Raw genomic sequence first — 23,257 nt, 5'->3', positions numbered from 1 at the left:
TAGCAACATGCGTCAATGATACAGTGCATCTATCATGCAAGCATATCAAAACTGAAAGACATCCGCCTCATCGAAGACCAAGATATCCAGCAGCAAATCCTCCAGGTCATCAATCCCGTGCAACATCAATGAATCGCCGGTTGGACAGGCCAGAAAGACACCGTCGTCAGTGGTTGTAGCGGCACTCTGAAGCCAGATTTCAAGGGGCAACCCACCCAGAAGAGTTTCAGAGATGGCAAGGGTGTCTACCCCTGACGCAAAATCATGGATCATATCATTCCCGCTTGTGAACACGAATGTATCAAATCCGCTGCCGCCCCATAAATCATCATTTCCGGCATCCCCTGAAAGCAGATCGTTGCCCGCATATCCGTTGATGATGTCGTCGCCATCGCCTCCGAAGATGAAGTCACCGTTATCATTTCCCAGTTTAGCAATTTGATCATCAAAAGTGGCATCGCCACCCAAGAACGTTAATCGACCACCACCACCGTCAAGACGATCGTTACCGCTCCCTCCATAGATGAGGTCGGTGTCGCTACCGCCAGACAACGTTTCATCGTCTTCGCCGCCAACGACAGTATACAATGTTGCCGAGCTGGCGATCGGCTCGCCAGTGATGGCTTCAATCGCTTCAACGGTCTGGAACACAAGGCTTTCATCTTTATCAAGTGTCAGCATGATGATTTCATGAGATTGATCGAACGTTATCGTCATCATTCCGTCAATCACGGACGCATCATTGTGGCTGAAACGTGAAGCACCGCTCTGTTCCCCTGACTCAACATCAAGGTTGACGACGGAAACGAACTGCAAATCGCTGAACAGACCAAGATTGACGTCGACTGACAACCCATCACCAGCAATATCTCCCGCGACAAAGAAGATCGTGTAGTTTGTGTCGCTTTCGTATGTATACGAGCTGTATTCGCTTGTGATCGTTCCAGATGACCCCAAGAACGTACTCTCCATTACGTTTTCGCTCATGAGCTGTATGATCGCAGCCTGCGGAGACAAATAATCAGAGAGGCGGTCAGTCACAGTTGTTGTCGCCATATCATCTCTATATCGAAACGATCCCACGACTCCCCACACTGCAGCCCGATCAACACCGGCCGCCATGAAATATGCGAAGAGTTCAACAGTATTGGCTGCTGCAGAAAGCTCGTATGGCATCGAACCGCCATCAGAGCTATTGGTCGACCACGCAGAAATGTAATAATCGATTTCCTCTCGACTGATCCCGTGTGTTGCGAATTCAGCGACCCAATGATCAAAGATCAGATCGCGCTGATGCAGTGCCGACTCAGCATTCGTATAGGTATGAGAATTGAAAGAGAGGATGTGATGCCTCACAACATCAATATGAACTATCGTATCTCCGAGGATACTTATCATCATTTCGTCGATTGCAGTTTGCCGATCAACGTAAGGCATGTCGGTTTGCGGGATGAAACCAAGATCATCAAGCCTCTCGATGGGATCTCCCGACCCATCAAAGAAGGGCGTGAAGTAACCTGCTTCGACTAGGTTAACAAACTCATAGCTGCCACGTCCCATCTGGAAAGCTAATTCGAAGTTGATGTCACTGTCGGCGAGTGATTGCGCGATTTCCTCGATCATTGCCTTTGCAATGACAGCATACTCGATTGGGTTTGCATAGGCTTCATTTCCGATGTCAAAAGTGATGGTTTCCGGATAAACGCCCTCGTTAAAGGCACCCGCCTTAAGGCGATCAAGGAATACTGTCACATCGGACTTGGCAACTTCGATGGCGCGCGCACGAACGTCTCGGTCTGTGAAGTCAGCACCGGAGAAATAGCGTTCAACCGGTATAATGATCCCCAAGGTTACATCACGCTCGACCGCTAGTGCCATTGCCTGGCTCAAGGTCCCTACATCATCGCGGTTCAGATGATTGTTCTCATCGTATTCAAGCGCGAGGGGGCTAATCAGCTCGGGATGGGTAAGGTCAAATGCAAAATTCGACCTGTCGCCCTCCAGTGTCTCCAAAGAAATTTCGCCACCGCCAAGACGGATCCTGCCATCAACAACGTAGCCATGCTCTGAAACCGCTCCGCCGGGGAAGCGCACATTCGTGAGCCCCAAGAGATCAGTGTGTTCTTCAAAAAAGTGGTAGCCATAATTGTTGACGCCAATGGCGCCAAACATATCGGATGTCATGTGGTGAACTGGTACTTCAATGCTCGTGACAACGATGGGATCAGATCTCCTACCTGTCATTTCTTATACCTTCTAGCTCAATTTTTGGTACGGTCGAGTGTGGGTCAGTCAATCAACAAGCAGCTAGCCAGGTATTCTTTGGGGTTCTGATTGGGATTGCATGTAAGTGGGATGTTTTATTCCTAATTCTTCAGGCCTTTTTGGGTTGTGTTGTTTGCAGAAGCTACAACCTAAAAATGATTTTTTAATATCTACAATGGCATATTGCTCACTAACTTCGCAAATTGCAGTCTAAAATGTTGGCTAACTTCAAGGGGCTGCAAAGAACCAAGCCTACCGCTCGGCGGCTATCTAACAGTTACAACCGCCTGATGTTGAACGTGCAAAAGATAGAAACGTCGCGCATTCGAAACGAATGATGCGCACTAATAAATCCATTTGCTGGTCTAAGTCTGACACTGTTTTGAAAACCCGCAAGATTTGGTAAGGATTGGACAGTACTGACCCCAGATAGTTCCACATCATCCGAATTTTTAGACTTGGATCGTTCCTTTAGCATCGCTCGCCTGACATCGGCGAAATATGCCAACCGGGCTAGAAAAGACGCAAACATAAACAGAGCTATACACGGATTCATCGGACACCCGAATTTTGACGGGTTGACGTGGCGGTTGCGACCGATTCAAGTAAGAGCATGATCCGCCCCGGTTTTTTTTCTCCTGCAGAGCGACGTGAACTTGTGTCGTGCGTGCGCAGTCAGCGCGAAGATCATGGTATTGCGCGTCGTGCAAATGCGATCTTGCTGCTTGATGATGGCAAGTCTTGCCAGGCCATAGCCTAGTTTCTCTATCTGGACGACGATACAATCCATGGCTGGTATAAAGCCTATAGCGAGAGCGGCTGGGACGCGCTGTCCGTCGACAGCTGGAAGGGCGGCTAGTCCCGTATGACAGCGGATCATGAGGCGGCCTTATGCGACTGGCTGAAAGATCGCTTTGCCGCTCGACGGTTGAGATCAGGAGCCATATTTCTCAGGCGTTTAGCCTACACTACTCCCATTCCGGCTGCATCAAGCTCCTGGCCCGACTGGGGTTCAAGTATCGAAAGCCGAAAGGTCTTCCACGCGTTGCCTCTGCCGAAAAGCAGGCCGCATTCATCGATATGTACGAGCAATTGCGGAACGGATTGGGCGCAGATGAAGCCGTATACTTCGCCGATGCCGTGCATCCCGAATACCAGACAAAGCCTGCGTTTGGCTGGATCAAGGCAGGCTCAAACCCCGCCGTGACAACCACCGCAGGGCGTGGGCGCGTGAACATCCATGGCGCGCTCAACCTTGAAACCTTCGATGCACCCTTTGTTGAGCCGAGCACCGTAGACGGGATCAGCGCCGCACAGCTTCTTGCCAAGATTGAGGCGCGCAATCCCGACAAACGCCTCATCTATATGATTTGGGACAACGCCGCTTACCACAAAGGGCCAGACGTTCGAAAATTCCTTGCACGGCCGAACTGCCGCATTCACCTAATCCAACTGCCGCCATATTGCCCGCACCTGAACCCCATCGAAAGATTATGGGCCGTCATGCACCAATCTGTGACCCACAATCGCCACTACAAAACGCAAAAGCAGTTCGCGAATGCGATCCTGCAGTTCTTTCGAGAAACCCTGCCCAAAGACTGGAAAACCTTCCGCAGCCAATTGTCAGACAACTTCAGGGTCGTCACACACGAAAAATTTCGGGTTTTAGGGTGAGTGCGGTATAAATCATAAACGAGGACTCTAAGGGCAGCAGGTCACACGGAACCAAACCTTCCAGAAAGTCCAGCAACCGGCGCCGTCCAAGGCGCTTTCGGTACACGATCACATCCGTTGCGTCCAATCCAGAAGGGCTACAAACGGTCTTGCCCAGATCAATCCCCAATACTGCAATACCCATTAGAATGCTCCTCTCCCCACCTATGCTCGCAGCAATAGCTGCGGTTTGATTGAAAGGCAGTTCATCCAAGTATTTCAGCAACTCTCGGCTGATGTCTTGCCACTTCGCTATAACGAAAAAACCCCCCTCGATTTTACACAAGGGGGGCCGTGAGTGGGGGCGTTTTCGTACTAGTTAGTCTAAACCTGCAAAACTTAAACATAGGTAAGTTAAACTTCTTTCCTTACACCAAACAAAGCAACACATCGAAAATATTAACGCTGCTATCTTACGATATACATATACTTCTAATGTGTAAAAAATCGACGAAGGATAACATAAGCTGCCCCTCAACTTCTCCATTGCACCTGACTGGCTCATTCTTCGCCATGTCGTGCAGGTAATTGGCGCGCCAATGACGACAGAACTGCCGACAGCCGCGCGCAAAGAGGCGCAAGGGCAAATGCATATACCGGATAATTTTAGCTTGCACCCTCAACCTGCGGCCCCAAGCAAGGAGCATAAAGCTGTCGCGCTTTTGTTCCGGGCGAATTGCATGGGTTCCACTTCGGCGCGACCGTCCACATTGTCCGGAAACCATGCTTAGTCAGCAGTTCGTCATTGAAGCTCGACCCAAGGAATGTCTCCAGGACCACCACGATCGCCTGCTTCACACCTTGAGTGTCGAGCTTGTCGAGCGCGACGAACATCAACGCGCGTGATATTACCATATGCCGGACGCGGGTGGCGACTTGATCAGTAAATATTGCTCACCGCACCTTTCGTAGGCGCTCTCTTGCATGGCGCGCATGCCAAGCTCGTTAGAGTCGTGGAAGCGCTGGTTTGGACATAGTTCACCGAGACTGATGAAATGGGTTTTGGAACGCACAGACTATTACTTCCTGAAAAGTTCGATACATTCGCTGAACACAATCAGCCGGTTCTGGCGTTCGCCCGTGATCTTGGCCAGAATGCCGTATGCAGCCATGGCAGACATCAAGGTATTGGCCGTGTTCGTCGTCGCCCCAATAATCGAAGCCACTTAGTGCACGTCGACAACTGGCCATACATAACCGCGAGGGCGTTCTCTTAACGGCGCGAACTGAAGCGCAGAAGAACATCCTGCTCGATCCTCTCTTTGAGTATGCGAATACTCCTGAGCTACTCCCCATTTGTTGGACAGGATCTGGCGTAAATTAAGCTAATCTTTGCACCTGCTGATCGGGTTGTGTTGTTTCGTTTCGCTGCCAGTAGATCACAGCAGGTGGTTTGCCGCCAAGGGCGGAGTGCGGGCGTTTTTGGTTGTAGAAGTCGATCCACTTCCTGATGCCTGATTTCGCCTCTGATCCGGTCTCCCAAGCATGCAGGTAAACACATTCGTATTTCAAGGATCGCCACAGCCGTTCAACGAAGATGTTGTCAAGGAACCGGCCCTTGCCATCCATTGAGATACGCACGTTTGAGCGCCGCAGTCTGTCGGTCCAAGCAAACGATGTAAACTGCGCCACTTGATCAGTGTTCATTATGTCTGGTGCGCCAAACTTGTGGATTGCCTCATTCAGAGCATCAGCGCAGAAGCCCGCCTCCAGCGTGTTCGAGATGCGCCAAGCCAGCACCTTGCGTGTGTGCCAGTCCATAATCGCGACCAGATACAAAAAGCCCCTCCGCATGGGCAGATACGTGATGTCGGCACACCAGACTTGGTTCGGCCGATCTACCCGCAACCCACGCAGCAGATAGGGGTAAATCTTGTGACCCTTGGCGGCTCTACTCGTGTTGGGCTTCTGATAGATCGGCATAAGGCCCATCAGTCGCATCAAGCGTCTGATCCGCTTCTCATTGACCACGTGGTCATCATTGCGCAGATGCCATATCTGACGCACACCGTAAAACGGGGTCTCCAGGAACTGCTTGTCTATCAGGCGCATCAGATCACGATTCATTTCGCTCTCGCCCTTCGGTTCATAGTAAAATGACGACCGCGAGATCGACAGCAACGCGCATTGCTTGCCGACAGACAGATCTGGAAGGTTCGGCTCAATCATCTTGCCCTTCACTTGCCGGTCCAGGGTTTGAGCTTTCTTGCCAAAAAATCGTTGGCGACGGCCAACTCCCCGATCTTGGCATGGAGGTCTTTGACCTGCTCGTCATCAACTTCCGGTGCCTTCCGGCTGCCACGCTCAAATACGCCTGACGCGCCTTCAAGCAAGGCACGCTTCCATTGATGGATCATCGTTGGATGAACCCCAAACCGACTGGCCAACTCGCTCACCGTCTCTTCACCCTTCAGCGCCTCTAACGCGACCTTGGCCTTAAACTCTGGGTGATCTTGCTTCCGTTTCGACATGTCCGATCTCCTTCATGTTGAAGATCAGCAGATCTACAAATCGCAGCTTACGTCAGTGTCCGAATTTCGGGGGGTAGCTCAGATCCAGATAGGCCGTTTTGTTGCGCTCAAACTAGACGGATAGATACAGCGCAGGCTTTACCAGTAAACCTTCGGAAGCGAGATAGAAAGAGATCATCAGCCGTCTCAGCCCTCCATTAGCTTCCAGAAATGGGTGGATTGTTTCGAACTGAAAGTGCCCGATTACAGTCCAGAGCTGCGGACACACACAGGTCGTTCGCATGCAGGAAAGCTTCCACATCGCTCATCACGTCTGGCACATGGCCATAGTGCGGCGGTATGAACGCCACATTCTTAAGGCTGACGCCGATCCAGTTTTGGCTTTCTCGGAAATGTCCCGGTCGCTCATGCTTCCCGCGGAGGCCAGTCATCAGGATTTCATGCGTCTGACGCAGCAGCCGGTTGGCCAGAGGTAACTTCTCCAGCGCACCAATCGCATAAGTGCTGGCGTAGATGTAGTGCTGAACCTCTGCCCAGTCGTCGCGCTCTTCGGGGTTCAGATAGTCCACGTTCTTGAACCCATCCTCGATATTGGTCTGCGCGACCTCATTCCAGCCGTTCAGTGCAATGCGGCGGTTGACGTAAATCTCTGCCAGCACCTCGTCGTTATAGTCATGCGCGATGCGTAACTTGGCGAGCATTTTTTCGGGGTCCCAGAGGTTCGCGATGGTGGCGGGGAAATGCACCTCGCGGGCCAGAAGGATGCCTTCGGCAGCCGCTATCAAATTAGCGCGGTTCTCCTCAGTGGTTTTCGGGACCGGGAAGGAATTCCAGCCGAAAATGTTGGAGTAGCAAAGGATAAAAATCCTGCACCTTGTATGAACGTTCGGCGTTCACGCTGCTAACCATCAGGATTCAACCGTTTGTGCAGGTCCTTGCCTGTACGGAAGAACGGTGCAGATTTTGCATCGAGAGTCATAATCTCTCCTGTACGAGGATTGCGCCGCCTGCCTACCGAACGACGCCGGACGCTAAAGATCCCAAACCCACGCAGTTCTACTCGACCACCCGCTGCAAGATGCGCACTGATCGTGTCGAATATCGCCGCTACGACCTTTTCAATATCACTGCGGTACAGATGCGGATTTTCTGCCGCAATCCTCGCTATCAGTTGGCTTCTGATCATTTCGGACCCTTGGTTCATCTACCAGACGTTTGCCCTTAGTGGGCTCGTTATCTGTTCAACGGATCAACCTATCTTTTGCCGTGAGGTGGAGCATTGGATAGCCAGTTTCAGATTGACTAGGGACTGTTGACGGTTATCGAAGTTGAATCATGGTTGCTGCGAGCCAGATGACGTCGGCGAAGCTCTGATCTGTTTTACATGACCGCATTCCGATACTCCTGTTTTCCTTGAGTTTGCCAAAGTAATTCTCGATGAGGTGCCGCCGTTTGCAGGTTTCTTTGTCCAAACTCGCGTGGAAACTGCGGTTCAATTTCAGAGGGCTGACAGGGATTGTCTCCTGCTGATCCAGAGCAAATCGTAGCAAGTTGGCATCGAAGGCGCGGTCGGCGAGTAGGCGGTCGACGCAGAAACCTTAGATCAAATCCGGCACCACACGCATTTGATGCACCTGCCCGGACATCAGTCTGAGCTACCCTCCGAAATTTGGACACTAACGTAAGCTGCGATTTGTCATCTGCTGATCTTCAACACGAAGGAGATCAGATATGTCGAAACGGAAGCAACATCACCCAGAGTTTAATGCCAAGGTGGCGTTAGAGGCGCTGAAGGGTGAAGAGACGGTGAGCGAGCTTGCCAGCCGGTTCGGGGTTCATCCGACGATGATCCATCACTGGAAGCAGGCATTTCTTGAAGGCGCATCAGGCGTCTTCGAGCGGGGCAGCCGGAAAGCACCGGAAGTCGATGAAAAGCAGGTCAAAGATCTCTACGCCAAGATTGAGGAGCTGGCCGTCGCCAACGATTTTTTTGGCCAGAAAGCTCAAACGTTGGACCGGCAAGTGAGGCGCAGTATGATTAAGCCGAACCAATCAGATCTGTCAGTCAGCAAGCAGTGTGCGTTTCTTTCAATCTCGCGGTCTTCGTTTTACTATGATCCCAAGGGCGAGACGGAGATGAACCTCGATCTGATGCGGCTGATCGACAAGCAGTTCCTAGAGACCCCGTTTTACGGAGTGCGTCAGATGACACGGCATTTGCGCAATGCAGATCATCTGGTGAAGGAAAAGCGGATCAGGCGCTTGATGCGACTGATGGGCCTCATACCGATCTATCAGAAACCCAGCACGAGCAAGGCTGCGAAAGGCCATCAGATCTACCCCTATCTTCTGCGTTGGCTGCGCGTGGACCGGCCCAACCAAGTCTGGTGCACCGACATCACCTATCTACCGATGCGACAAGGCTTTCTGTATTTGGTTTCCATCATGGACTGGCAAACCCGCAAGGTGTTGGCGTGGCGCATATCAAACACGCTGGAAGCGGAGTTTCGCGTCGACGTCCTGAACGAGGCTATCCACAAATTTGGTTTGCCTCAAATCATGAATACGGATCAGGGCAGCCACTTCACATCGTTCGCATGGACGGATCGGCTGTCCGCGACCTTATTGAAGCCGGATTGAACGAACCCGCGAGTTAGTTTTGCGCTATGGGGATTGTGTTTCTGGCTCAGCTCTGAGGTGGTATTTGCGACCGCGGGCAGACCGATGAATGGCGGCGCGCGGATGACAATTTGGCCAATAGCTGGTCTTCAGCGGTTGCGAAACCGGTGTGGTTTGCTGGCAAGTAGTGTTGCGCAACGGCCAGAACCGGGGCAACCAAGGCTTTGGGCCGTAGTGTGTCGCTACGGCCTGCATGGAAGCAGACGGTTGGATGGATATCCGTTGTCTGTTGTGGTCGATCATGAGCTGTCGCTCCAAAAGGCCCATTCGGGCGGCCCCTGACCGTGGTACCATACGGTGATCTTGACCATAGATAGGCCGCAACATGGGCATTGCCGCGCGGCAGGGGCCGCCTTCATTGCGGGTTTGGCGGAGCTCCTGATCGTCTGCATCTGATCGGCCAGCAATGCTCTGCATGCTGTGAGGCGGGCAGCACGCTGCCCGTTGGCGAAGGAGCCGAAATGGCGGATGCGGTGAAATCCGTCGGGCACGGTATGCAGAAGAAAGCGGCGGATGAACTCTCCAGGATCAAGGGTCATCGTCCTGGGCCGACGACCATGGCGATAGTCGCGCCAGCGGAACGTCAGCTTGCCATCTGCAATGCTGACCAGACGTGAATTGGCGATGGCGACACGATGGGTATATCGGCTCCGATAGGCCAGCACCTGTTCCGGCCCGCCAAAGGGTGGTTTGGCATAGACCACCCAGTCTCGATGACTGGTTGACGTCAGAAGCCGGGTGAAGGCCTGTGGGTCGGCGACTTCAGCGGTATCGCCGAAGAACTGTAGCTGTCCAGCGTCAAAGGCGACGCGCAGCGACTGCAGAAACAGCCGATGCAACCGGTGTGATAGCACTCGGACTGGCAGAAAGAAGTTTGGGCGGCAGGCTATCCAGCGCGTGCCATCGGATGACGGGCCACCGCACGGAACGATGCAATGGAGATGGGGATGATAACTCAGGGTCTGATCCGCTCGGGGATCTCCGCACGGTTCAGGGTGACACCCTAGAAAGAGCGCAAGGCGCAGACGGTCTGATTGAGCGCTGGCCAGGAAATGCCTTGCGCTACCAGATAGACCTGAAAAGCCCGAACATCTTCTAAACCAAGCTGATCTGGTGACCGGTCAAAATACCGGCTGAATTTGGCAACGGCATGCAATATGATCGTTGAGCGACAGGCGACAGGTTGCGAAGCGTCATGTCGTCGATCATACGGCGGCGCAGCGGGCTGACCGCTGATGTGGCAGTGGCCATGGGATGGTCTCCTGTTCAATGGTTGGTCTTAGCAACCAAACCTTCTCATCAGGAGGCCTATTCCTGCCAATAGCGGCGGACATCCCGCGTTAGCGGTTTCGTTCAATCCTGAACGCCAACAGACCCAAGATGCGCCGCATCAAAATACTGGGTGTTTCCCGCAAAGTTAATATCAAAAGATGACCAATTCGACGACACCTCCTCCTAGTAGCGCTCTCAAATACACTCGGCAAAGAGCATCATGAGCCACTCCACCTCTGATTACAGAGTGTCGTTAGATCCCATCTTGAAACCCGGGATCCCAAACGCCAACTTCACCCGTTTTGGCACGCAGCTTGAGGCAAAAACTCGGAGCAATCTGACCCATGGCCTGCGTGTTCGCGAAGTGCTGAAACAGCGCGAGCATGGTTACATGCCTGTGCCCGAACAGATCGTGGCGCTGTTGACAGCCACTACGCGCTTGCAAGATAACCTCGAGCCCAACCCTGTGGCAGAGGCGAAAAAGACCGTCAGCAAAGATATAAGGGCAGACTCGCCCGAGTTCTGCGACCGGATTCCACTGTCGAAAATCTGAAGGATGCAAACAGCGAAACGCTCATCACAGTGATGCGAAGAACGCTTTTGGACATGGAGCCGATAGCAGCCGATGGACACTCTCTCAAACCACGCCTATACACTGATTAAACTAAATCCAAACTGGGAACATTTTGCGCTGGCCTTTGTCTTACCTTTACTCTGCCGTTGACATGAATGTCTAGTGATTGGTCAACCAACATGAAATCTGTATATCTTGCGGTTATGATCGCCGTGTTTAGTCCCGCGCATGCATTTGCAGAGGGGCCAACCCAGTTACAAGTTGAGCAAAATGTCAGCACGATCGATCCCGTGCCTATAGCGCTGGACTGGTCTGGTTTCTATGCTGGTGTGACGGCAGGTCGGTTAGTGAATGGCTTCACGACATATTTCTATCGGGGCGTTTCGGGCGACTATTACGATATGTCAGGTAACGGTGCCGGCCTATTCGCCGGTTACAACGTTCAGAGGGATTCCCTTGTTTACGGTTTCGAACTGGCCGCTCAGTCGGCAAACTATGTAGCGAATAGCAACTTTTTCGCCCCGGAATTTACCAGCATGCTCGACCTACAGCTGCGCGGCGGCTGGTCAGTTGAGCATGCCTTGCCCTATGCCTTTGTCGGATACTCCAGGGGCAATTGGGAGAATGACAACGAGCTGACAAATCCGTCTGGCACCGGCATGAACTACGGCGTGGGTATTGATTTTGCGCTGGCAAACCATTGGCTCGCAGGCGTCAAGTACATCCAGCGGGACATGTCGACTGCTTTCAACGAGAACGATAATGGCGTCGAGCCTGAGTTCGGTACTTTGCAGTTGAGACTTGGCTACAGTTTCTAGTCAGAATTTAAAGCGTTTCGCGAAAACCTGAACCACACATTTTTGAAAAACGCAGTGTTCCGTCCCATCGTTGCGCGCGTTCAACCTTTCATGGAAGTCTCAGGTTAAAGGCAGAACGCTTAAGGTTTCGAGGGCGCTTGGAGTACTGAGGCATAAGCACCCGTTCACTGCCACTATCGCTGGATTGCGCGTGGCATTCAGCAAACAACCTAAAATCCAAAGATATATTGCGCGAATGCTTTCAGTGTGGCGTGTTGGAAATCGCCCCAAAGTTTGCGAGAGAAGCGTTAAACAACAAAGTCAGCCACAAAAAACAGCCGATTTAGAGTTTCACAGTGCCAGAAGCCACGTTCTGTTTGAAAGTCAGGAATCTTGGCAAAGCAATCAATCGCTGCGGAAGTAAGGAAAACAATGTTCCATCCTGTTGATATCCACGTCGGAAAGCGCATTCGCCAGCGCCGCCTACTGCTGAAGACAACCCAGCAAGAACTGTCCAACCAGGTTGGCGTCAAGTTTCAGCAGATGCAAAAGTACGAGACTGGCAAGAACCGTGTCAGCGCTTCACGCCTCTGGAGCATCGCAAAGGTCTTAAGTGCCCCTGTGTCATTCTTCTTTGACGGACTGGAAGATGAGCGCACGACGGATCCAACGACAGCTCATTTGCCAGTCGATATTTTCAATAGCCAAGAAGCGCTGGACGTTTTAAGCGCCTACTTTGCTGCACCGGAAAATCAACGGCGCCGACTGTTAGAGTTAGTCCGAACACTTAGCGAAAATGACTGACAAAAGCTTGTTATCACTGTCGCCTTGAAACTGCCCATGATCAGTATTTTAGCCAGAAGCAAGACAAAAAATGGTTGAAATCGTTCTGAGTGAATGCCGTCACTGTGCGCACCATATGAAATGGCAAGCTGGCACCACGCAAACTGACGGTTGGTCAGAGGGCGAGCTCTTCCCAGCTTATTGCGATCAGTGCGATGAAATAACACCCGTGAACTACGCAGCGGATGCGCCAAAGTGCGTTCACTGCAAAATCGCAAACTTTCGGCACATCGACGACCCGTCAATTTCTGCAGGGGACGGGCAACAAACAGTGTATGCATGGTTTGGAGCAAAGAAAGACGGGTCGCGGTCAATAAAGATCACTTGGCCGACGTTCACCGGAAAAAAGCTTTCGATAAGACAGAAGCTTAGCCAGAGTTTTCTGGGATATTACACCGTACAGGTGCCCAATCGTGTCCAACATCAAATCACCGATGGCCACTATCTTTGTCCTAAGTGCAAGACATACAATCTCAAGCTTGTCAAAGATACGCCGTAAATCGGCACTTGCCGTCACTTGTGGTTTTTGCCAAGACTTTTCCCAGCAATTATCAACTAGGCAGCACACCCCTTAATTCGTGTTTGATTGTATAGGTTTGTGATTCACTCTCGGGCGAACATCGGGCGGGAGGATACAAATGGTGCGATTAGACGTGAGCGATCTTGAATGGGAATTCATCAAGGCGGTCTTGCCCAACACGACAAGGTGCAAGAAGCGGGTTGATGAAACCCGCGTGATCAACGGTATTTTCAACGTCCTGCGCATCGGCATCCCTTGGGCTGATCTACGTGAGCAATACAGCCCACCGACCACGGTCTACAACCGTTTCAACCGGTGTAGCCACCCGCGCCACTGGGACCAGATCATGGACACGATCGCCAGCGGGCATGACGTTGACATGGTGATGGTCGACGGGACCATCGTGCGCGCGCATCATTCCGCCACGACACTTAAAAAAAGACCCGCGCCGCTGTTTAGGTTGTTCACGGGGCGGACTAGGGACGAAACCACCTGTACTTACCAATCAGGATGGATTGCCGATCCAATATGAATTGACACCCGGTCAAGCCCATGACGCGCCGCCATGCACGTCACTGCTCGACAACCTGCAGCCCGATCAACACGTGCTCGCGGACAAAGCATATGACGCAGACTGGACCAGGGACATGATCTAGGAACAGGGCGCTATCGACGTCATCTCTCCCAAGGTCAACTGTAAACTGCCCGCAGAATTCGATGCTGAAATCTACCGAGAACGTAACAAATTCGAGTGGTTCTTTGGCAGGCTGAAAACCTCGCTCCGTCGTATTGCAGCCGGATACGAAAAGACGTTTCGCAACTTCCTATCGATGATCAAACTGGCATCGGTCAGACTGTGGATCGAGTTTTATCAGTCGGCTGCCTAGATACCATGAGCAAGCCACAAAGTGGTTAGTCCCAGCATCTGGTGGATCAAATTTAAGATGAACCTATTTGGCTCAGATGTCCAATTCTTGCAGATGTATTCTTGGAGCGTGAGGCCGCTGAGCGTCATGAGTCTGCGGACCACTTAGCAACTACCGTCTCATCTATACTGCGCGCTCATCCAAAGATACGCAATGCAACCCCCATGCATATTGGCGCATAGGCGGAAAAGGCCGCACACAAGGTGTGCGGTAGTATAGTAGTTAGAGGTTCATCACAAATGAGACAATCTCGATGGTTTTTGGCACAGGCCAAGTCAAACAGCGTTCAGATTTCCCAGAGAAATCTGCAGATAAAAAACTTCGAGACCTTTCTGCCGGTCGAGGAAGAGCCAGACCAGTACTACGGTGCGACGTTGGCGTCCACGCGCCCTCTTTTTCCAGACCACCTTTTTGTGGCGCTTGATATGTCTCAGGACTTCTGGGTCCAAATCCAATCCATCTTTGGCATCGCACACATTGTGAAAATCGGTAAATCACCTGCTGTTGTGCCAACTCTGCTTGTCACCGAGCTGATGCAGCGATGCGACAGGAAAGGCCTGATGCGGCCCGTCAAACCACAGAGACCTGTTGATCAAGTTACGACCACAAGAATACCCTTTGCAAATTTCATGGCAGAGGTCGAAAGCACCGCACCTGACCGCCGAGTCTGTCTCCTCAAGAACAGAATAACGGCACCTTACCACATCGTTGCGTCAGGCAACCACCTGCACTTGGTCTAGACCATCCGGCAATTGCCCCGGTCAAATGAAACGAACCAACAGATCGACAGGCCCTCTACGTTTCGCGGACCCAAATGAACCAGTGTCGTGTCGTAAGTAACCACGCCATTGCTACCGCAGCTCACGCGGCTTGAATGTTCGTCACGGATGTCAGCGGCGTCCAGTTCCAGGGCAGCAATTCATCCTGTCGGTTGATCTTGTGATCGTGGATGCGGTCGAGGATGTCGGCAAGATAGGCCAGCGGGTCGAGACCGTTCAGCTTGGCCGTTTCAATGACAGTCATCGCGCGCGCCAAGGTTTCCGCACCGGTGTCGGCTCCTGCGAAGAGCCAGTTTTTCCGTCCTATACCAATCGGGCGCAGGGCGCGTTCGGCCGGGTTGTTGTCGATGGCCACGCGTCCGTCAGACAGAAACAGGCTGAAGGCCTCCTGCCGGGCGAGGCCATAGCGGAATGCCTTGGCCAGATCGCTTTTGCCCGAGATACGCAGAAGCTGCTGTTCGGACCAGGCAAAGAAAGCCTCGACCTTGGGCCGGCTGAGCTTTTGCCGCGCCGCATAGCGGACGTCAGCGGGCTGACTGTTGATGTCGCGCTCGATGTCGTAGAACTTGCCAATCCGGTCGAGTGCCTCACGGGCGATCTCGGAATTGGTCGAGGACCAGAAGTCATGGAAGTCACGCCGCAGGTGGGCCCAGCAGGCCGCCTCGCGCAAACGCGGTTTCTCACCGGGCTCTGGCACGTAGAGCTTGGCATAGCATTTGTAACCATCCGCTTGAAGGATGCCGCGCGCATCGGCCAGGTGGCCAAGAACGTGCTCTTCTTTCCAGTCTGGCGCAAAGCGATAGACAGCACCTGGCGGCGATGCCCCGGCCCATGGCCGCTGGTCGCGCACATAGGCCCAGATCCGGCCTTGTCTGACGCCTTTTCCCAGCCCCCTGTCGCGCAATGAATGATCCAGCACCCGGATAGGCGTATCGTCAGCGTGCAACAGGTCGCTGGCCATGATGTCCGCCTCGATCCGTTCGATCAGCGGCTGCAACGTCTTCATGGCTCGTCCGCACCAGCCGACCAGCGTGCTTTCGGGAATATCCGCCCCCATGCAGGCGAAGATCTTGTGCTGGCGATACAGAGGCAAATGATCGTCGAACTTCGAGACCAGCACATGCGCCAGCAGGTTCGGGCCTGCCATGCTGCCCGGGATCGGACGGCTTGGGGCTGGTTCCTGCACCATTTTTTCGCAGCGGCGGCAGGATTTCTTGATCCGGGCGATCTGAATGACCTTCATCTGCGCGGCGATCATATCGAGCAGTTCGCTGACATCCTCACCCACGACACGCAGATCGTCGCCACAGTCCGGGCAGCAAGTGCCGGGGTCCAGTTCGCGGCGTTCGCGCGGGGTCGTATCCGAGACACGCGGGCGCCGGCGCAAAGCGGGCGCATCGGCAGCGTCTTGTGGCGGCTCATCCTGCCCTTCGTCGATGAGCGCTTCATCGTCTTCGGCCACCGCCACCAGCAGGTCTTCCAGCGCCAGTTCTAGCTGCTCGATCTCGCATTCGATCTTTTCTGAGGATTTGCTGAAGGCTAGTTTCTGGAGCTTGGCGATCCGCAGACGCAGCGCCTGCACCAGCTGGTCATGGACGCGCAGGGTGGCCGATATCTTGGCATTTTCTGCCGCAATCCGCGCGTTCTCGGCCTGCAAAGCGGCGATCATCGCCAGCAATTCAGCGGGATCATCAGGCAGGTTTTCAGCAGGTTTCGACATGCGCCTGACTACCAAAAATTCGGCCAAAGCACCATAGAAACAAAGCAAATTAGGTGACAAAATCACCCCACCCGCGCAGGCGGAGCACCCCAATCCGGACGCCGCCAGTCGACCCCTTCCCACAGCATCGCAAGCTGCGCCGAGGTCAGACGCATTGCCCCATCCTGAGCATTCGGCCAAGGGAAACGCCCTCGCTCAAGCACCTTGTAATAGAGGCAAAATCCCTGCCCATCCCAATAAAGCAACTTCAGCCGATCACCGCGACGCCCCCGAAACGCAAAGACCGCACCACTGGCGGGCTTCTGCCGCAAGACGTCCTGGGCCAGCGCCGCCAGACCCGCGATCCCCTTGCGCATATCCGTCACCCCGCAGGCCAGATACACGCGCACGCCGGTGCCGGGGCCGATCATGCCCCATCCACCGCGCGGATCAGCCCCGACAGCGTAGCCGGATCGATCGTGCTTTCAAAATGCAAACTGCGCCCGCCACGCAGACGCAATTCAACCGCAACCGGCGGCGGTGCCTCAGCGACCGGCACCTGCGCCACCGGCACTCCGGCCGCAACTGGCATGTCCAAAGGAAAAAAGATCGCACCGGCATCAGGTGACCAAAGGCCCTTCTTCTTCAACTCATGCCGCCACGCATAAATCTGCTGCCGCGTTACCTCATGGTGCTGCGCCACCTGTGTCACCGTAGCCCCGTTGATCCCGACCGACATGACAATCTCAAGCTTGTCCTCGTCACGCCAGAAGCGCCGCCGCTCCAACCCAAGAATTTCACCGCGCATCCCAGACCCCGTCTAAGAGACGTCGTTAATGACGTCCTTAGCGACGTCTCTTAGATCATCATCCCAGCCTCAGGCAGACGGTGCCAATGGCGTGGTTACTGTCGTAAAGAATATACGATTGATCGACCGCAGCGGATCCTGTGCACACTTGATGAATCGGCTAAGTGTTGACCGCTTTTACTTCGCGTGGAAACCCCCTCTGATATTCCGCGAAGACCAGTAGGAACTTCAGGGTTAGCTCGTCGGATTGTTGGTGTTGGTCAGATTCCGTCGCAAAGTTTCCAGTTCACCAGTGAGGGGCTCTTTTGATCGCCAATTACGCGGCGAGCCTTGCTGTCGCGTTGCCCTTAACGATGAGACAGGACGCTTTGAAGACCATTTTGCCCCCGAAATCTTACCTATAAATATGAGACGACTAATCTAACCGAATGACATTCAATGGTTTATTAGATCTATTCTGCTGGCCCACCGTCTCAGATTTATGGGCAAGGATACCCCAATCAAAGGCAAAATCTCATATTTAAGCGCAAAGCACAGCCGTTGATTTCGTTGGATTTCCCATCTCACAATTAAGGGCTACGCGACAACTGCGCTTACTTCCAAACGAGACGCTCAAGACAGCCCTCCGCCAGGATTACACTGGCATACGGGAAATGATCATGGGCGATGCACCGCGCTTTGACTACGTGCTGAACACGATCGCAAGGCTCGAAGCCGAAATCAACACGCCGTGATTGCGACGGTCTTGTCGATTGGAAGACCACTCGCGGCTTTGACCACCTATCCGCCAATCCTCTCCGCCGAGTTCATCGTGAATTATTTGATGCCTTTCAATAACTCATGAATATTGCTATGATGGTGGCCGTCGTGGACAAGCGTCATCCTTCCGCCACAACGCCAGCATCCGCCAACTGCTCACGATCTGGAAGATCGAGCAGGCTCTCGAGCCCGAACGCGACAAGGAACTGCGCGGTCGTGACAAATGTGTAGGGTGCGCCTCGGCGGGGGCTTCGCGGCCCGGTTCTGATGAGGTCGCGTGCATGCAGTCGCCCAATCAACTCGCGGCTGATCTCCTTACCGAAAATGTCTTTGAGCCCATCGCGGGTGATCGGCTGGTGGTAGGCAATGGCGGCCAGCACCGCGACGTCGAATTCATTCAGATCCAGCATCTGATCCCCGCGATCCGCCGTGGCGCGGATCGCGGGCGCGTAGGCCGCCCGGGTCCGGAACATCCAGCCGCCGGCGACTTGAGCGATCTCGAATGCCCGCCCCTCCAGATCGGCGGTGAGGTCCTCGACCAGCAGATCGACCGAGGCCCCCTGCCCCACCACGCGCGCCAGGTCGTCGCGCGGCACCGGCGAGGCAGAGGCAAAGAGCACCGCCTCAATTCGGCGCATCCATTCACGCCAGCGCAGCTCCGGCGGCAGGTCGGCCAGTTCGCGATCAAACTCTGCCATCTTACACCCCGTACAGTCGGAAGGTGTCACGCCCGGTCAACTCGCGCACCGCACCCAATCCAACCAGCCGGTCGCAAAGCCGTCGCGCGGCACGGTCCGGCAAAGGTAACGCAGAGGCCGCGACCGCATCGCGGGTCAGGAATATCTCGACCGCCTGCCCTGCCCCTTTGGCGCGCAGTTTCGGCGCGTCCGCCTTCAAGTGGGCAGCACGGCGCGCCAGATCGGTGGCCAAGCGCACCGCCTCGATCGCCGATGGGATCACGGCACGGTGACAGGCCAGCCGCAACTCTTCGCCGCGCTTATAAAGGTCGGCACGCTTCAGACTCAAAGACAGCAGCGGCACCAGATGATCCCAACCAAGCGCCTGTGCCAAGGCCGCGTCCGCCAAAATCAGCGCCGGCACTTCGGCGCGGGGCACATCCGTCATGATGGTTTCCAAAACGGAGGCGGCGCGCGCAACCGGTGCCCCCTGCCCCACGCCGCACTGGTCGAGCCAGTTCGCGATCTGGTCAGGTTCAAACTCAGGCAAGGCCCGATGCAGCTGCTTCATCGAAACCGGCCGCTTGATCCCGCGCCGCCAACGCTGATAGGTTTCGCCCGCCGGCCCGAGTAGATCGCCGGGGCGCAGGAGGTGCACCGCGTCGCGCAGCTCCCCTGCCCGTTCAGGCCGTCCAGAAAAGACCATACAGGCTTCGGCGGCCTTTAGGGCCAGACGATCCCTCAACAAGGCTTGGGGCACCTCGTGGCGTCCCAACACAAGATGCAGGTGGCTCAATGCCGAGCCCGACAAAAACGCAACATCCTCAAGGGTTTCAGCACGCGTGGAGGTGACCCAGGCAGGCACCCGGGGTAAGGTGTCGACGTCGTTGATGTGATCTGGCCGGGCAAAAGTCATGCGTGATGCCTACATCAGCGCGGCGCTTTCTGCCAGAAAATAACGATCTAACCGCCTCACTTTACCGCTCACGGTTATGTCCAATAAGTTTGCATTATCGGACATAAGAAGATATGCTCAACGACATGTCAGAAAACCATGCGAAGTCGCGCTCAAAGCCGACAAACGGGTATTCGCCCAACGAGGACAACGAGAGAGATCGCCCTGACGGCGAGGCCTTGAGCCTGCCGTCCTTTGTCGCCGGCTCTGGCACGCTCGATCGCCTGGTCGACACCGCCCGCGACTATGCCCGCGCTGCGGCCTCGGACAACACGTTGAAGGCCTACGCCAAGGACTGGGCGCATTTCACGCGCTGGTGCCGGATGAAGGGTGCCGAGCCGCTGCCGCCCTCGCCTGAGATGATCGGGCTTTACCTCGCAGACCTGGCGTCCGGCTCACCCCCTTCCCCTGCCCTCTCGGTCACCACCATCGACCGGCGCTTGTCGGGCCTCGCCTGGAACTATGCGCAGCGTGGTTTCACCCTTGATCGCAAGAACCGCCACATCGCCACCGTACTGGCCGGGATCAAGCGCAAGCATGCGCGGCCGCCCGTGCAGAAGGAGGCGATTTTGGCAGAGGACATCCTCGCGATGGTCACCACCCTGCCCTTCGATCTGCGCGGGTTGCGAGATCGGGCCATCCTGCTGCTAGGCTATGCCGGAGGCCTCCGCCGCTCGGAAATCGTCAGTCTTGATGTGCACAAGGACGACACGCCGGATTCTGGCGGCTGGATCGAGATCTTTGACAAGGGTGCCCTGCTCACCCTCAATGCCAAGTCCGGCTGGCGCGTGGTCGAGATAGGCCGCGGCTCCAAGGATCAGACGTGTCCCATCCACGCGCTCACGCAATGGCTGCACTTCGCGAAGATCGACTTCGGTCCTATCTTCGTGGGCACTTCTCGCGATGGCAAAAGGGCCTCTGTAAAGAGACTAAACGACAAGCATGTCGCGCGTTTGATCAAGCGTACGGTCATGGACGCAGGCATCCGATCTGAGCTGCCCGAGAAGGACCGCCTCGCACGCTTCTCCGGCCACTCCCTGCGCGCCGGTCTCGCTAGCTCTGCCGAAGTCGACGAACGCTATGTGCAGAAGCAGCTCGGCCACGCGTCCGCGGAGATGACCCGCCGCTACCAGCGCCGCCGCGACCGGTTCCGGGTGAACCTTACCAGAGCCGCAGGGCTATAGGCCTCCGTCTGCAATTGGTCGTTTAGTAGCGATACCTTAAATTGCAAACGGCCCGATTTCATGCCCCTGATAGGCTATGCCCGCGTTTCCACAGAGGAGCAGACCCCCCTGCCCCAGTCTGAGGCGCTTCAAACTGCGGGATGCATCGAGATCTTCGAAGAGCACGGCTCAGGCGGCAACCGCGCGCGTCCGGTGCTTGCGCGTGTGCTCGAACGCGTCCAGAGCGGCGACACGCTGGTCGTCGTGCGGATCGACCGGCTTGCGCGGTCTCTGTCGCACTTGCTGGAAGTAATTGACCGGCTGGAGGCCAAGGGCGCATTCTTCCGGTCCCTACAGGACCCGATCGACACGGCATCGCCGCAAGGCAAGTTCACGTTGCAGGTTCTGGGTGCCGCGGCCGAGTTCGAACGAGCGCTGATCCGCGAACGCACCAAGGCGGGGCTGGCGTCGGCACGCGCCAAAGGGCGCGTAGGCGGCAACCCTGGACTTCGCACCAAGGACCCCGCCGCAGTGCGCAAGGTCCGGCTGGCGCGACAGGACGGCGACATGGAGCGCCTGAATGAGACCGCGCAGGATTGGGTGCCCCACGTACGCCGCCTGCGGCCCGATATGGCCTGGGAAGACGTGTTGCGGATCATCAACGCCCCCTGCCCCATCATCAGCACTGGACACAGAGCCGTCTACGGCGCGCTGTGAAAACCTACGTGCGCGATGGGTTCCTTCCCCCCGAGGTGCTGGACCGTGCTGGACGGCGCGAAATCGACGACCGCTTGCCTGCCATCGTCGCAGGCATAAAGGGCGCGGACCCTGAAATCACGTTGCAGGCGATCTGTGACCGTCTAGAGGCGATGCGCGAACGTACACCACGTGGACGCACGAGTTGGCAGCCGTCGTCCGTGAAGATGCTGCTGGAACGGGCGGAGCGAACTGGGTTGTTGAAGTGAGGTTTGGCGTAAAGCCTGTTCGTCACTTCAGGCTAATTCACAAATTGGGCTGGAACGTTAGCTGCACAATAATTTAACCTTGCAAAACTTCCATCTGATGGAGTAATTGCAAGGTATGTATATGCGCCAAACTCATCAACTTGTGCAATCCGCGCTGGAGAACCAAGCCGCTGTTGTGCTCCTCGGTCCCCGGCAGGTCGGGAAGACCACGCTTGCTTTCGACATCGCCTCAAAGCAACCATCGGTATACCTTGATCTTGAACGTGACGCGGACAGGCAGATCCTGACCGAACCAGATCTCTATCTAGATGAACAAAAGGGAAAACTCGTCATCCTCGACGAAGTGCAGCAGATGCCCGGCCTCTTCAAGAGCCTGCGTGGTCAGATCGACCAACGCAGGCGAGCTGGGTTTCGTACGGGGCAGTTTCTGCTTTTGGGGTCAGCCTCCAATGTTCTGCTGCAACAATCGGCAGAGTCACTCGCTGGAAGGGTCCGGTATATCGAAATGCCCCCGCTGCAACTTACCGAGGTTGGGGCTGATCAGTTGAATGCGCTCTGGTTACGTGGTGGCTTTCCTGACAGTTTCTTGGCTGCCAGCGATCAGGCCAGCATGGACTGGCGTCTAGATTTCCTGCGCACATATCTGGAACGCGACATACCCGCCCTCGGGCCGCGTATTCCGGCCGCAACCTTGCGTCGCTTCTGGACCATGTTGGCGCATGTGCAAGGCGGCCTGTTGAATGCTGCAGCCCTCGCAGAGGGGCTCGGTGTGTCGGGCCAAACTGTCGGTCGTTATCTTGATCTGCTCGTCGATCTCATGCTGGTGCGGCGACTGCAGCCCTGGCATGAGAATGTCGGGAAGCGTCTTGTGAAATCACCAAAGGTCTATGTCCGGGACAGCGGAATCGTGCACGCTCTGTTGAATATTCGTACGACCGAGGACTTACTTGGGCACCCGGTTGTTGGTGGCAGTTGGGAGGGGTTCTGCATCGAGGCTCTTCTAGCCGCGGCGCCTGTCGGCACCCAACCCTTCTTCTATCGCACCTCTGCCGGAGCCGAACTTGATCTGGTTCTGCGTTTGCCTCGTGGCGACATCTGGGCCGTCGAGATCAAGCGCACGACTGCGCCGAAGGTTTCTCGTGGTTTCCACACCGGCGCAGAAGACGTCAGCGCCAACCGAAAACTGCTGATCTACGCCGGGGAGCGGGATGTCCCAGTGGCAGAGGACATCCGGGCAATGCCATTGCAACAGGGCATCGTTCAGCTTCGCGCAATCGGGTAATCCCCTCCCTGAAAGTACGAGCTTGCCATTAATCCACGGCTGCTATTCATCTACCCGCTTCGCAAGCAAAACGGCGGTTACCCGTGGGTAACCGCCGTCTTTCCTTCAGC

At 55.0% G+C, this 23,257-nt stretch carries 25 protein-coding genes and 2 pseudogenes; 12 read left to right on the top strand and 15 right to left on the bottom strand.

Features of this window, described 5'->3' with window-relative positions; all coding sequences use genetic code 11:
- Nucleotides 1–45: 45 nt before the first annotated feature.
- Nucleotides 46–2,172, bottom strand: coding sequence for a calcium-binding protein (locus C7964_RS16610; RefSeq protein WP_110280779.1), 2,127 nt, complete (start codon nt 2,170–2,172; stop codon nt 46–48).
- A gap of 984 nt (nt 2,173–3,156) precedes the next feature.
- On the opposite strand from C7964_RS16610, the gene C7964_RS16605 reads away from it, so the two are divergent.
- Nucleotides 3,157–3,939 (top strand): IS630 family transposase, encoded by a 783-nt coding sequence (locus C7964_RS16605; protein ID WP_286164015.1) that lies wholly within the window; start codon nt 3,157–3,159, stop codon nt 3,937–3,939.
- Here the strand turns inward: C7964_RS16605 and C7964_RS19780 are convergent.
- From C7964_RS19780 to C7964_RS20405, 6 genes are all read right to left on the bottom strand, one after another.
- Nucleotides 3,908–4,123, bottom strand: coding sequence for a hypothetical protein (locus tag C7964_RS19780; protein WP_146214883.1), 216 nt, complete (start codon nt 4,121–4,123; stop codon nt 3,908–3,910). The two genes, C7964_RS16605 and C7964_RS19780, sit on opposite strands and share 32 nt — an antisense overlap.
- Nucleotides 4,124–4,997: 874 nt before the next feature.
- Nucleotides 4,998–5,144 (bottom strand): hypothetical protein, encoded by a 147-nt coding sequence (locus tag C7964_RS20035; protein ID WP_181417223.1) that lies wholly within the window; start codon nt 5,142–5,144, stop codon nt 4,998–5,000.
- A 154-nt stretch (nt 5,145–5,298) separates the two neighbouring features.
- Nucleotides 5,299–6,449 (bottom strand): IS3 family transposase gene (locus tag C7964_RS16590; RefSeq protein ID WP_502693574.1). Its coding sequence is split into 2 segments (ribosomal slippage): nt 5,299–6,197 and nt 6,197–6,449, totalling 1,152 coding nucleotides; the frame shifts between segments, so codons are not numbered across the junction.
- A gap of 197 nt (nt 6,450–6,646) precedes the next feature.
- Nucleotides 6,647–7,234 carry a hypothetical protein gene (locus C7964_RS16585; protein WP_220000189.1) on the bottom strand — a complete coding sequence of 196 codons (588 nt, stop codon included), beginning with the start codon at nt 7,232–7,234 and terminating at the stop codon, nt 6,647–6,649.
- 116 nt (nt 7,235–7,350) lie between these two features.
- Nucleotides 7,351–7,635: an HU family DNA-binding protein gene (locus tag C7964_RS16580; RefSeq protein ID WP_110280777.1), complete on the bottom strand. Its 285-nt coding sequence runs from the start codon at nt 7,633–7,635 to the stop codon at nt 7,351–7,353.
- Between the two features lie 133 nt (nt 7,636–7,768).
- Complete coding sequence (locus tag C7964_RS20405) at nt 7,769–7,921, bottom strand: transposase (protein ID WP_502693575.1); 153 nt, start codon at nt 7,919–7,921, stop codon at nt 7,769–7,771.
- Nucleotides 7,922–8,180: 259 nt separating this feature from the next.
- Here C7964_RS20405 and C7964_RS16575 point away from each other — a divergent pair, with 259 nt between their 5' ends.
- Complete coding sequence (locus C7964_RS16575) at nt 8,181–9,089, top strand: IS3 family transposase (RefSeq protein ID WP_110280776.1); 909 nt, start codon at nt 8,181–8,183, stop codon at nt 9,087–9,089.
- Between the two features lie 278 nt (nt 9,090–9,367).
- Here the strand turns inward: C7964_RS16575 and C7964_RS16570 are convergent.
- From C7964_RS16570 to C7964_RS20155, 3 genes and pseudogenes are all read right to left on the bottom strand, one after another.
- Nucleotides 9,368–10,093: pseudogene (locus tag C7964_RS16570) on the bottom strand (IS91 family transposase); the annotation flags it as partial.
- Nucleotides 10,094–10,131: 38 nt separating this feature from the next.
- The gene (locus tag C7964_RS20355; protein WP_220000188.1) at nt 10,132–10,284 is read right to left on the bottom strand and encodes a phage integrase N-terminal SAM-like domain-containing protein; all 153 of its coding nucleotides are present in this window, start codon (nt 10,282–10,284) and stop codon (nt 10,132–10,134) included.
- Nucleotides 10,224–10,379 (bottom strand): hypothetical protein, encoded by a 156-nt coding sequence (locus C7964_RS20155; protein ID WP_220000193.1) that lies wholly within the window; start codon nt 10,377–10,379, stop codon nt 10,224–10,226. The genes C7964_RS20355 and C7964_RS20155 overlap by 61 nt, the downstream gene beginning before the upstream one ends.
- Before the next feature lie 286 nt (nt 10,380–10,665).
- Between C7964_RS20155 and C7964_RS16560 the strand changes: the two genes are divergently transcribed.
- The 7 genes from C7964_RS16560 to C7964_RS16535 all read left to right on the top strand — a co-directional run bounded on the left by C7964_RS16560 (nt 10,666) and on the right by C7964_RS16535 (nt 14,800).
- Entirely contained in the window at nt 10,666–10,953 is a 288-nt protein-coding gene (locus tag C7964_RS16560) for a hypothetical protein (RefSeq protein WP_181417222.1), read from the top strand.
- Between the two features lie 200 nt (nt 10,954–11,153).
- On the top strand, nt 11,154–11,792 hold the full coding sequence (locus C7964_RS16555; RefSeq protein ID WP_181417221.1) for an outer membrane protein: 639 nt from the start codon (nt 11,154–11,156) through the stop codon (nt 11,790–11,792).
- A gap of 411 nt (nt 11,793–12,203) precedes the next feature.
- Entirely contained in the window at nt 12,204–12,575 is a 372-nt protein-coding gene (locus C7964_RS16550) for a helix-turn-helix domain-containing protein (protein WP_110280773.1), read from the top strand.
- 70 nt (nt 12,576–12,645) lie between these two features.
- Nucleotides 12,646–13,113 (top strand): hypothetical protein, encoded by a 468-nt coding sequence (locus tag C7964_RS16545; RefSeq protein ID WP_110280772.1) that lies wholly within the window; start codon nt 12,646–12,648, stop codon nt 13,111–13,113.
- Nucleotides 13,114–13,252: 139 nt separating this feature from the next.
- Nucleotides 13,253–13,666: a transposase gene (locus C7964_RS20150; protein WP_220000187.1), complete on the top strand. Its 414-nt coding sequence runs from the start codon at nt 13,253–13,255 to the stop codon at nt 13,664–13,666.
- The gene (locus tag C7964_RS20350; protein WP_220000186.1) at nt 13,650–13,790 is read left to right on the top strand and encodes a transposase; all 141 of its coding nucleotides are present in this window, start codon (nt 13,650–13,652) and stop codon (nt 13,788–13,790) included. Before C7964_RS20150 ends, C7964_RS20350 begins: the two co-directional genes overlap by 17 nt.
- A 530-nt stretch (nt 13,791–14,320) precedes the next feature.
- Entirely contained in the window at nt 14,321–14,800 is a 480-nt protein-coding gene (locus C7964_RS16535; protein WP_181417220.1) for a transcription termination/antitermination NusG family protein, read from the top strand.
- Nucleotides 14,801–14,921: 121 nt separating this feature from the next.
- Here C7964_RS16535 and tnpC read toward each other — a convergent pair whose 3' ends face one another.
- The 5 genes from tnpC to C7964_RS16510 all read right to left on the bottom strand — a co-directional run bounded on the left by tnpC (nt 14,922) and on the right by C7964_RS16510 (nt 19,698).
- Nucleotides 14,922–16,559, bottom strand: coding sequence for an IS66 family transposase (gene tnpC / locus C7964_RS16530; RefSeq protein WP_110280770.1), 1,638 nt, complete (start codon nt 16,557–16,559; stop codon nt 14,922–14,924).
- 62 nt (nt 16,560–16,621) lie between these two features.
- Nucleotides 16,622–16,969, bottom strand: coding sequence for an IS66 family insertion sequence element accessory protein TnpB (tnpB, locus tag C7964_RS16525; RefSeq protein ID WP_110280769.1), 348 nt, complete (start codon nt 16,967–16,969; stop codon nt 16,622–16,624).
- The gene (tnpA, locus tag C7964_RS16520; RefSeq protein ID WP_110280768.1) at nt 16,966–17,346 is read right to left on the bottom strand and encodes an IS66-like element accessory protein TnpA; all 381 of its coding nucleotides are present in this window, start codon (nt 17,344–17,346) and stop codon (nt 16,966–16,968) included. The genes tnpB and tnpA overlap by 4 nt, the downstream gene beginning before the upstream one ends.
- Nucleotides 17,347–18,224: 878 nt before the next feature.
- A complete protein-coding gene (gene scpB, locus C7964_RS16515) occupies nt 18,225–18,803 on the bottom strand; it encodes an SMC-Scp complex subunit ScpB (RefSeq protein WP_110280767.1) in 579 nt (192 codons plus the stop codon).
- 1 nt (nt 18,804) lies between these two features.
- Nucleotides 18,805–19,698 (bottom strand): DUF1403 family protein, encoded by an 894-nt coding sequence (locus C7964_RS16510; RefSeq protein ID WP_110280766.1) that lies wholly within the window; start codon nt 19,696–19,698, stop codon nt 18,805–18,807.
- A 113-nt stretch (nt 19,699–19,811) separates the two neighbouring features.
- Between C7964_RS16510 and C7964_RS16505 the strand changes: the two genes are divergently transcribed.
- The 3 genes and pseudogenes from C7964_RS16505 to C7964_RS16495 all read left to right on the top strand — a co-directional run bounded on the left by C7964_RS16505 (nt 19,812) and on the right by C7964_RS16495 (nt 23,147).
- A complete protein-coding gene (locus C7964_RS16505; protein ID WP_110280765.1) occupies nt 19,812–20,921 on the top strand; it encodes a tyrosine-type recombinase/integrase in 1,110 nt (369 codons plus the stop codon).
- Nucleotides 20,922–20,981: 60 nt separating this feature from the next.
- Nucleotides 20,982–21,865 (top strand): annotated as a pseudogene (locus C7964_RS16500) (recombinase family protein).
- A gap of 115 nt (nt 21,866–21,980) precedes the next feature.
- On the top strand, nt 21,981–23,147 hold the full coding sequence (locus C7964_RS16495; RefSeq protein ID WP_110280764.1) for an ATP-binding protein: 1,167 nt from the start codon (nt 21,981–21,983) through the stop codon (nt 23,145–23,147).
- Nucleotides 23,148–23,257 lie beyond the last annotated feature (110 nt).

Origin of the sequence: Loktanella sp. PT4BL (genome assembly GCF_003201935.1) — a bacterium.
Taxonomy (GTDB): Bacteria; Pseudomonadota; Alphaproteobacteria; order Rhodobacterales; family Rhodobacteraceae; genus Yoonia.
The sequence above is the reverse complement of the archived record's forward strand: the minus strand, read 5'-3'. Positions and strand labels throughout refer to the sequence as shown.